We start from the raw sequence: 8,575 nt of genomic DNA on the forward strand, positions 1-8,575 counted from the left end.
GTCACACACAACATGTTCGGATATGCGCTCAGGCGCGTGCTGACGGCTATCCCGATCGTTCTGATCACGATAACCGTCTGCTTCTTCATTCTCAGGCTGGCGCCTGGCGGGCCGTTCGACGGCGAGCGCGCGCTGCCGCCCGATGTGATGAAGAACCTCAGGGCCCACTACAATCTCGATCAGCCGCTGATCACCCAGTACTTCATCTACCTGGGTGGGGTGTTCCGCGGCGATTTCGGTCCATCCATGGTGATGGAAGATTTCTCGGTATCGAGGCTGATCGGCATCGGGCTGCCCTTCACCCTGATGCTCGGCTTTTCCGCCTTCGTCGTCGGCACGCTGGGCGGCATGATCGCCGGCGCCATCGCGGCGGTGAACCAGAACAAGTGGCCGGATTACCTGCTGGTCGCCATTGTCCTCGTCGGTATCATCATCCCGAATTTCCTGATGGCCAACCTGGTGCAACTGGTGTTCGGCGTGTACCTGCACTGGCTGCCGGTCGGAGGCTATCAACCGGGTTCGCTGATCCACCTGGTGCTGCCGATCCTGATCTTGGCGCTGCCGCATGGCGGCCGCGTCGCGCGGCTGGTGCGCGGCTCGATGATTGAGGTGCTGGGCACCAATTACGTGCGTACTGCCAGATCCAAGGGCCTCGGCACGCGATTGATCCTCGCCCGGCATGCGCTGAAACCGGCGCTGCTGCCGGTGGTTTCCTATCTCGGGCCAGGCCTTTCGTACCTGCTCACCGGTTCGCTGGTGGTCGAGCAGGTGTTCGCGCTGCCCGGCATCGGCAAGTACTTCATTACTGCCGCGCTCAACCGCGACTACGGGCTCGTGCTCGGCACCACCATTCTCTACGTTTTCATCATCCTGGCGCTGAATCTCATCGTTGACGTCCTCTACGCCTGGCTCGATCCCAAGGTGAGGTACCGCTGATGGCCGGCATTACTGGCAAAGACGCCGCCCTCACCGCCTATGCCGACGCATTGGCCGCGGAGGCGCCCAAGGGGCGTTCGCTGACGCAGGATGCGCTGAGGCGACTGTTCAACAACAAGGCCGCGCTGGTTTCGATCTTCGTGCTCACCGCCATCGTGCTGTTCGCGCTGGTCGGGCCGTATCTGCTGCCCTGGGCCTACGACAAGATCGACTGGGCCGGCATCCGCAAGCCGCCGGACTGGGCCAAGGGCCATTATTTCGGCACCGACCAGAACGGCCGCGACATGCTGGCCCGTACCCTGCAGGGCACGCAGATGTCGCTGCTGGTGGCGGCGGTCGCCACGTTCGTGTCTGTGGTGATCGGCATCCTCTATGGCGCCATTGCCGGCTATTTCGGCGGCAAGATCGATGCCGTCATGATGCGCTTCGTCGATATCATGTACGCACTGCCCTACATCCTGTTCGTGATCATCCTCGTGGTGATCTTCGGGCGCTCGCCGGTGCTGCTGTTCGTCGGCATCGGTTGCCTCGAATGGCTGACCATGGCGCGTATCGTTCGCGGACAGACGCTCTCGATCAAGCAGCGCGAGTTCATCGAGGCAGCGAAGGCCGGCGGGGCAGGGCCCTTCACCATCATCTTCCGCCACATCGTGCCCAACCTCACGGGCCCCGTGGTGATCTATGCGACGCTCACCGTGCCGGAGATCATCCTTACCGAGAGTTTCCTCTCCTATCTCGGGCTCGGCGTGCAGGAACCGCAGACCTCGCTCGGCACGCTGATCTCGGACGGTGCGCCGGTTGCGGAGGCACTGCCCTGGATGCTGTTCACCCCGGCCGCCATCCTCGTCACCATGCTGCTCTGCCTGTCCTATCTGGGTGACGGCCTGCGTGACGCGCTCGACCCCAAGGACCGATAGATATGGCCGATGTGCTTGTCGTCGATGATCTCGACGTGACCTTCGCCCTCCACAACTCCGAAGTGAAGGCAGTTTCCGACCTCGATTTCACTCTCGCCGAGGGTGAAACGCTTGCCGTGGTGGGCGAGAGCGGTTCCGGCAAGAGCCAGGCGTTCCTCTCCATCATGGGGCTGCTCGCCCGCAACGGCAAAGCGTCGGGCCGCGCCATGCTGGGCGATGTGAACCTCATCGGCATGGCGCCGGACCGGCTGGACAGCTATCGCGGCAAAGACATCGCGATGATCTTCCAGGATCCGATGACCTCGCTGAACCCCACGCTGAAGGTGAAGACGCAACTCGCCGAAGTGCTGGTGCGACATCAGGGCTATACCGCCGAAAAGGCCAACCGCGCCGTCATCGAAATGCTCGAGCGGGTCGGCATCCCGGAACCGGTGAAGCGCGCCAACGCCTATCCGCACGAGCTATCGGGCGGCATGCGCCAGCGCGTGATGATCGCCATGGCGCTGCTCTGCAAGCCCAAGGTGCTGATCGCCGACGAGCCGACCACGGCGCTCGACGTCACCGTGCAGGCGCAGATGCTCGACCTGTTCAAGAACCTCACCCACGATTTCGGCACCGCGCTGGTGCTGATCACCCACGATCTGGGGGTGGTCGCCGGCGTCGCCGACCGCATGATGGTGATGTATGGCGGCCGCTGCATCGAGAAAGGGCCGACCGACACGCTGTTCTATGATCCGCGCCATCCCTATACGCTGGGGCTGCTGCACTCGACGCCGCATGTGGCCAAGCGCGCCAAGCGCCTCGATCCGATCCAGGGCCTGCCGCCCAGCCTCGAACACCTGCCGAAGGGCTGCGCCTTCCATCCGCGCTGCGCCTTCCGTTTCGAGCGCTGCTTCGAGGAGCGGCCACCGCTGCTGCCGGTCGAGGACGTGCGTGAGAAGGCCTGCTGGTACCAGGGCGAACTCAAGTACGAGGAGGTCGCATAATGCTGGACCGCACCGAAGACCTGCTGAAGATCGAGAACCTCTCGAAGAACTTCGCCATCTCCGCCGGCCTGTTCGCCAAGCCCTTCCAGCTGCGCGCCCTGCAGGACATCAGCTTTACGGTCAAGCGCGGCGAGACGCTGGGCATCGTGGGCGAGAGCGGTTGTGGCAAGTCGACGCTCGGGCGCTGCATCCTGCAGCTCCTCGCCCCCGACGAAGGGCGGGTGCTGTGGCTGGGGCAGGACATCACCAAGCTGCCGGCCGAAGAGATGCGGCAGAAGCGCCGCGACCTGCAGATCATCTTCCAGGATCCGCTGGCCTCGCTGAACCCGCGCATGACGGTGGGCGAGATCATCGCCGATCCGCTCAGGACGCTGATGCCCGAGGTCGACGCCAAGGGGCGGCGCGAGCGGGTGCTGAGGACCATGGAAGCGGTCGGCCTCCTGCCCGAGATGATCAACCGCTATCCGCACGAGTTCTCGGGCGGACAGGCGCAGCGCATCGGTATCGCCCGGGCGCTGATCAGCGAGCCCAAGCTGATCGTCTGCGACGAGCCGGTGTCGGCGCTCGACGTCTCCATCCAGGCGCAGATTCTCAACCTGCTGAGCGATCTCAAGGACGAGTTCGGGCTGACGCTGATCTTCATCTCGCACAACCTGAGTGTGGTGCGGCACGTTTCCGACCGCATCCTGGTGCTCTATCTGGGCCGGATCGTCGAGCTCGCCGATGGCGACGACCTCTACGAGGATCCCAAGCACCCCTATACGCGGGCACTGCTCACGGCGGTGCCGATTCCCGATCCGAAGCGGGCGCGACAACGCACCATCGAGGGGCTGGTGGGCGAAATTCCATCGCCGATCAACCAGCCCTCGGGCTGTACGTTCCGCACGCGCTGCCGTTATGCCGAGGAACGCTGCGCCCAGGTGCGGCCACCACTCGATACGCTCAGCAACGGGCGACGCGTTGCCTGCATTCGCTGGCAGGAACTGGACCTCAAGCCGGGCGCTTAGCGTCGGAACGCCGTTCGCCGCCCTTGTGGTCGGCGCGCTTGCGCCGACGATCGGGACCGACGAAGGCTTTGGCCTCGATGAAGGGGCGCGGTGCGGTGAGCACTGCCACCAGCCGGCTCTCGACATGCTGGGTGGCGAAGGGCTTGCGCAGGAACTCGTTGACGCCGGCGTCGCGCGCCGCAGCGATATCGGCGGCGTCGGGGCTGGCCGACATCATGATGACCGGGGTGTCGCGGTTCAACCCTTCGGAGGCTGAGCGCAGGGCCTTCACCACGGCGACGCCGTTCATCGGCGCCAGCCTGTCGTTCATCATGATCGCCCCGAAGCGATGGCTCTGCAGCAGCACGGCCGCGCCATCGGAGCTCTGTACTTCGTCGACCCGGCGCACCTTGAGGTGGCGCAGCATCTGGCCGATCAACGCGCCCATATGGGGCGAAGGATCGACAACGAGCACATCGAGCTTGGCAAAGCTGGGTTTCTGCATCCTTGCAGTGTCGCATCGGCGTCTTGCCGGCCGGTTAATCGCTGCGGCCCGGAAAACCCGCGGAAGGGCGTTGACAGCAGGGGTTTTTGCCCTTAATCACGGCCCCAATTCGAAGGGCGCGCGGCGCCTGTTTTTGTTTCAGTTCCGAGGTTCGGCATGAAAGTCACCAATTCGCTCAAGGCTCTGATGGGTCGCCATCGCGCCAACAAGCTCGTGCGCCGCCGCGGCCGCGTGTACATCATCAACAAGGTGGACAAGCGCTACAAGGCCCGCCAGGGCTGAGCTGCTGCTCACGACTGCACGAAGTTTGAAAGGCCCGCGCAAGCGGGCTTTTTGTTGTTTGGGTGCGGACTGAAGCAGACGGCCCCCTCCCGGCCTCCCCCATAAAGGGGGAGGTGAAGAGTCGAGGTTCGGTCTTCGATCGTACCAAACGCACCAGCGGGGCACCTCCCCCTTCATGGGGGAGGATGGGAGGGGGCCGTCTCTCTCAGTCAGCCTAATCCTAGCTCGCAAACCCGGCGATGATCCTGAGCCACGAGCGGATGCCCTTGTGGAAGCTCTTGAGATCGTACTTTTCGTTGGGCGAGTGGATGCGGTCGTCGTCGAGAGCGAAGCCGATCAGCAGCGTATCGAGCCCGAGGGTCTTCTTGAACTCGCCGGCCACCGGGATCGAACCGCCCGAGCCGATCAGCGCCGCCTCGCTGCCCCACTCGTCCTTCAGCGCTGCCGCCGCCTTGGCGACGAACGGGCCGTCGGTTGGTACCGAGACGGCAGGGGCGCCACCATGCTCGTGGAACTCCACCGTGGCATCGGGCGGCAGCCGGTCGGTGACGTGCTTGCGGAACGCGGCGCGAATCTTTTTGGGATCCATCCCCGACACCAGGCGGAACGAAATCTTGGCGCTGGCCTTGGCCGGGATCACCGTCTTGAAGCCATCGCCGGTATAGCCGCCGGTGATGCCGTTGATCTCGCAGGTCGGGCGCGAGCGGGTCTGCTCGAGTACCGAGCGGCCCTGTTCGCCGGCGGGCGTGGTGAGCCCGGCGCCGCGCATGAAGGCCGCCTCGTCATAGGGGAGGCGCTTCCACTGCGCCGCGATCTCGGCCGGAAGTTCGGCGACATCGTCATAAAAGCCCTCGAGCGCGACACTGCCATCTGCGTTGCGGAGCGAGGCGATGATATCGGCCAGCACCTGGATGGGGTTGCGCGCCGCGTTGCCATACATGCCGGAATGGAGGTCGTGGCTGGCGCAGGTGATCACCACCTCCTCGCCGACGAGGCCGCGCAGCGAGGTGACGATGGCCGGGGTGTTGCGGTTCCACAGGTCCGTATCGCAGACCAGCGCGACGTCTGCAGTGCCAAGCTCGGCCTTGTTGGCTTCGAGAAAGCCCGGCAGGCTCTTGCCGCCCGACTCTTCCTCGCCTTCGAAAAACAGCGTCACCTTGATCGGCAGCGGGCCATTCACTGCCTTCCAGGCCCGGCAGGCCTCGACGAAGGTCAGGAGTTGCCCCTTGTCGTCGGAGGTGCCGCGGCCGACGATGCGGGTCTCGCCGTCCTCGCCCTTGATCAGCGTCGCGGTGAACGGGTCGGTGTGCCAGAGGTTCAGCGGATCGACCGGTTGCACGTCATAGTGCGCATAGAACAGCACGTGCGGGCCGTTCGCCTGCTGGTCGTGCGCCACCACCATCGGGTGACCCGGGGTCGGGCGCACCGAGGCCTCGAAGCCGAGCGCGTTGAGATCCGCCGCCAGCCAGTCCGCCGCCTTGTGCACCTCGGCGGTATAGGCCGGATCGGTGGAGATCGACTTGATCGCCACCAGGGTCTTGAGCCGCGCGACGCTGTCGTCGAGATGGGCATCGGCATGGGCGAGGGCAGCGTCGAGGGCGGTGGACATGGGAGCTGGCTTCCTTGTTCTGGTGCTGGAGCAAGGCCCCCTCACCCGGCCTTCGGCCGACCTCTCCCCCAAGGGAGAGGTGACGTTGTGGTGAGATCTAGCCCCAGCTCACCTCTCCTCTGGGGGAGAGGTCGCCGCGTAGCGGCGGGTGAGGGGGCCTTTGGTGAAGTTGAGCCCGTCGCTTACGACGATCCCGCCCCATCCTGGCGAACGAAAGCGATGCGCAGCATGTTGGTGGCGCCAGGCGTGCCGAGCGGAATGCCGGCCGTGATGGCGATGCGGTCGCCCGGGCGCGCGAGGCCCTCGTTATAGGCGATGACGCAGGCACGATCGACCATGTCCTCGAGGTTCACCGCATCGGGCGATTCCACGCAGTGGATGCCCCACACCACCGACAGACGGCGTACCGTCCTGAGGTTGGGCGACAGCGCCAGGATCGGCTTGCTGGGCCGTTCGCGCGCCGCGCGAATGGCGGTCGAACCGGACGAGGTGTAGGTGACGATGGCGGCGAGGTCGAGCGTCTCGGCCACCTGGCGGGTCGCCGCGGAGATCGCGTCGGCCGCCGTTGCCTCCGGCTCGGCGGCCTGGGCGCGGATGATGCCGCGATAGTTCGGATCGCCTTCGACCGCGACCGCCACCTTGTTCATCATCGCCACGGCTTCGACCGGGTACTGGCCCGAGGCGCTTTCGGCCGAGAGCATCACGGCGTCGGCGCCTTCGAACACGGCGATCGACACGTCGGAGACCTCGGCGCGGGTCGGCACCGGCGAAGTGATCATCGATTCCAGCATCTGGGTGGCGACCACCACCGGCTTGCCGTAGCGGCGGGCGATACGGATCATCCGCTTCTGCAGGCCGGGGACCTGTTCGAGCGGCATTTCCACGCCGAGGTCGCCGCGCGCCACCATGAAGGCGTCGCAGAGCTTGATGATCTCTTCGAGCCGTTCCACCGCCTGCGGCTTCTCGATCTTGGCCATGACGCCGGCGCGGCCCTGGACGATCTTGCGGATATCGATGATGTCTTCGGGGCGCTGCACGAAGCTGACGGCGATCCAGTCGGCTTCCGCCTCGAGGCCCTTGAGCAGATCGGCGTGGTCCTTTTCGGTCAAGGCGCCCATCGGCAGCAGCGTGTCGGGCAGGCTCACGCCCTTCTTGTCGCTCAGCTTGCCGCCATAGATCACCTCGGTCTCGACCTGCCCGCCGCCGACCTTGGTGGCGCGGAGCTGGAGCTTGCCGTCATCGAGCAGCAGGCGATCGCCCACCGAAACGGATTCGAGGATTTCCGGGTGCGGCAGGAACACGCGCTCGGCGGTGCCCGGCGCTTCCGAGCTGTCGAGGGTGAACTTGCTGCCGGCGACCAGTTGCACTGCTCCTTCGGCGAAGCGTCCGACGCGGAGCTTGGGCCCCTGCAGGTCGACCAGGATGCCGATCGGGTGGTGCAGCCGCGCCTCGACATTGCGGATGAAGCCGACGGTCTGCTTCAGCAGCTCATGGCTGGCGTGGCTCATGTTGATGCGGAACACGTCCGCACCGGCGCGCGCCAGCTTCTCGATCGTGGCTTCGTCGTTGGACGCGGGGCCCAGGGTGGCGACGATCTTCACGCGTCTCAAGCGTTTCATTCGGAATCTGCACCTTCATCAGTAGGAGTGTCGTCGGCCGGCTGGTCGCCGCCGTCGGTCGGCAGGTCGCCCTCGAGTGGCACGGCTTCGCCCGTGGCGCCGGTGTCGCCGCTCACGACCTCGCCATCGGTCAGCTGCAACGTCCAGTCGCTGCGGTTATTGGTATCGACTTCGAAGAAGCCGGTGCGTTCGTAGCCGCGCGCCAGGCAATCCTCAACACCGAAGATGGTGAAGGTCTCGTCGCGGGTGCACATGAAGACGCTGCCGTCCCAGGCGCCGCCGCTGACATCGTCGGCGGCGTAGACATAATAGTAGCGGCGCGCTTCGAGATTGCCGCGGTAGATGGTGACGCAGTTGTCGGGCTCGGCCACCCACCAGCCCTCGGATTGCCAGCCCTTCTCGGCGCGATAGCCGAAGGCGACGGACACCTTGTTGGCGGTCTCGTTGCAGACGCGGAAGCTGCCTTCACCGGTCTCGGCGGCGGCGGCGGCCGGATCGGCCGGAGCCTGCGATTGCGCCTGCGCGGAGGCGGCGCTCAGCGGCGCATCGGGGCGCGGCAGGAAGATCCAGATGGCGATGGCAATGAACGCGGCAGCGAGCACACCAGCGATGGCCAGGATGTAGCGCAATGGACCGTCCGGGTTGGATTGCCTGAAATCGTTTGCAGCGCGCGAGGTGTTTGTGCTCAGCGCTCCGCCCGCTGTCAACCGGTAAACGCGGCTTTTGTCGGAATTA

9 protein-coding genes are annotated in these 8,575 nt (G+C 65.3%); 5 read left to right on the forward strand and 4 right to left on the reverse strand.

Annotation, left to right across the window (positions count from 1 at the left end; translation table 11 throughout):
• Positions 1–12: 12 nt before the first annotated feature.
• The 4 genes from VGV07_RS09040 to VGV07_RS09055 are packed head-to-tail and all read left to right on the forward strand — an operon-like array spanning position 13 to position 3,846.
• Positions 13–936 (forward strand): ABC transporter permease subunit, encoded by a 924-nt coding sequence (locus VGV07_RS09040; protein ID WP_326868367.1) that lies wholly within the window; start codon positions 13–15, stop codon positions 934–936.
• The gene (locus VGV07_RS09045; protein WP_326868368.1) at positions 936–1,853 is read left to right on the forward strand and encodes an ABC transporter permease; all 918 of its coding nucleotides are present in this window, start codon (positions 936–938) and stop codon (positions 1,851–1,853) included. Before VGV07_RS09040 ends, VGV07_RS09045 begins: the two co-directional genes overlap by 1 nt.
• A gap of 2 nt (positions 1,854–1,855) precedes the next feature.
• Positions 1,856–2,839 (forward strand): ABC transporter ATP-binding protein, encoded by a 984-nt coding sequence (locus VGV07_RS09050; RefSeq protein ID WP_326868369.1) that lies wholly within the window; start codon positions 1,856–1,858, stop codon positions 2,837–2,839.
• Positions 2,839–3,846, forward strand: coding sequence for a dipeptide ABC transporter ATP-binding protein (locus VGV07_RS09055; RefSeq protein WP_326868370.1), 1,008 nt, complete (start codon positions 2,839–2,841; stop codon positions 3,844–3,846). Before VGV07_RS09050 ends, VGV07_RS09055 begins: the two co-directional genes overlap by 1 nt.
• On the opposite strand, the gene VGV07_RS09060 is transcribed toward VGV07_RS09055, so the two are convergent.
• Positions 3,830–4,330: a response regulator gene (locus VGV07_RS09060; RefSeq protein ID WP_326868371.1), complete on the reverse strand. Its 501-nt coding sequence runs from the start codon at positions 4,328–4,330 to the stop codon at positions 3,830–3,832. The two genes, VGV07_RS09055 and VGV07_RS09060, sit on opposite strands and share 17 nt — an antisense overlap.
• A 156-nt stretch (positions 4,331–4,486) precedes the next feature.
• On the opposite strand from VGV07_RS09060, the gene ykgO reads away from it, so the two are divergent.
• Positions 4,487–4,612 carry a type B 50S ribosomal protein L36 gene (gene ykgO, locus VGV07_RS09065; protein ID WP_055046235.1) on the forward strand — a complete coding sequence of 42 codons (126 nt, stop codon included), beginning with the start codon at positions 4,487–4,489 and terminating at the stop codon, positions 4,610–4,612.
• A gap of 220 nt (positions 4,613–4,832) precedes the next feature.
• Here the strand turns inward: ykgO and VGV07_RS09070 are convergent, their stop codons facing one another.
• The 3 genes from VGV07_RS09070 to VGV07_RS09080 all read right to left on the reverse strand — a co-directional run.
• On the reverse strand, positions 4,833–6,221 hold the full coding sequence (locus VGV07_RS09070; RefSeq protein ID WP_326868372.1) for a M20/M25/M40 family metallo-hydrolase: 1,389 nt from the start codon (positions 6,219–6,221) through the stop codon (positions 4,833–4,835).
• Positions 6,222–6,403: 182 nt separating this feature from the next.
• Positions 6,404–7,840: a pyruvate kinase gene (pyk, locus tag VGV07_RS09075; RefSeq protein ID WP_326868373.1), complete on the reverse strand. Its 1,437-nt coding sequence runs from the start codon at positions 7,838–7,840 to the stop codon at positions 6,404–6,406.
• A partial coding sequence (locus tag VGV07_RS09080) for a DUF1036 domain-containing protein (protein ID WP_326868374.1) occupies positions 7,837–8,575 on the reverse strand: 739 nt, incomplete at its 5' end. The genes pyk and VGV07_RS09080, both read right to left, overlap by 4 nt.

The sequence above is a fragment of the Devosia sp. genome, from assembly GCF_035944845.1.
Taxonomy (GTDB): domain Bacteria; phylum Pseudomonadota; class Alphaproteobacteria; order Rhizobiales; family Devosiaceae; genus Devosia_A.